Annotated in this window: 1 pseudogene; it reads left to right on the top strand. The window is 68.7% G+C overall.

Features of this window, described 5'->3' with window-relative positions:
* Positions 1–393: 393 nt before the first annotated feature.
* Positions 394–1,235 (top strand): annotated as a pseudogene (locus tag O9280_RS17255) (IS5 family transposase); the annotation flags it as partial.

Raw genomic sequence — 1,235 nt, 5'->3', positions numbered from 1 at the left:
CAGGGCCGCTGCGGAGCAGTTCAAGGGCCTGGACCGATGGGGCCACCTGTTGCGCTACATCAGCGACCGGATCGCGCCAGTCATCGGACCACCGAAGCCCCCACCAGCGCTTCAAGCGACGGGGTAACTGCCGGATTTAGGATGACCGCAGCGGCCGCGTAGGGAGTGCCAGAGGTGAGAAGTCGCCCCGAATCGGGCCTGGCAAGACCCCCGAACCTCCCAGATGGCAATTCAAGCGCCGGCGACTCGCTTCGCGGCGCTTGCATCGCCACGTCAGACGCGCGCCCCGCAGCCAGCGGTGCGATAAAGATGTCTCTCGGTCCCTGAAGGGGTGTAAACGAAAACATGACCTCGCGAGTTGTGTCTTCACGAGACACTGACGCGAGGCAGGGGATGGCGCGAAACACCGATGACATCGACAGCAAGGGCAAGCCCGGCCGCAAGCCCTCGTTGAGTGCCGAGCATGTCCTGGTGCTTCGCGCTATCGTCGCTGAGAGGCCGCAGGCGGCCTTGGCCGAGGTGACGGCAGAGCTGGCGCGGCGCTGCGGCGTCAAGGTCAACCCGGTGACGGTGCGCAAGGCGCTGCGGCAGGCCGGGATTGTGCGCGACAAGCCGGTGCGGCGATCGTCGGTGCAGCGTGCCGCGCAAGGTCAGGCGGACCCACGCACGGGCTACACCGCGATGCACAGGCGCAGCAGCAGCGCCGAGGGTCATCACACCGACCTGACCGACGCCGAGTGGGCGCTGGTGGCGGACCTGTTCGAGCGCGACGGCAAGCAGGGCGCGCCGCCGCGCTACGAGCGCCGCACGATGGTCAACGCCTGCTGCTATGTGGTGCGCACCGGCGCGCCCTGGCGGCTGATGCCCAAGAGCTACGCGCCCTGGGAGGCGGTGTACATGTGCTTCAAGCGCTGGGCTGCAGCGGGCACGTTCGAGGCGATGCACGACCGGCTGCGCCAGCAGTGGCGCCAGCGCGCTGGCAAGTCGCCCGAGCCGACCGCAGCGATCATCGACTCGCAGAGCACGCGCAGCACAGCCTAGGGCGGCCACACCGGCTTCGACGCCGGCAAGAGGGTCAAGGGGCGAAAGCCCAACCTCGTGGTGGACACGCTGGGGCTGGTGCTGGCCGTGACGATCACGGCCGCCAGCGTGCAGGACCGCGACACCGCGGCCGATGTGGTGGCCAAGGCCCATGCCAAAGCGCCCACGCTCAAGCGGCTCTACACCGATGCGGC

Origin of the sequence: Silanimonas sp., assembly GCF_027531545.1 — a bacterium.
Classification (GTDB): domain Bacteria; phylum Pseudomonadota; class Gammaproteobacteria; order Xanthomonadales; family Xanthomonadaceae; genus Silanimonas.
The sequence above is the reverse complement of the archived record's forward strand: the minus strand, read 5'-3'. Positions and strand labels throughout refer to the sequence as shown.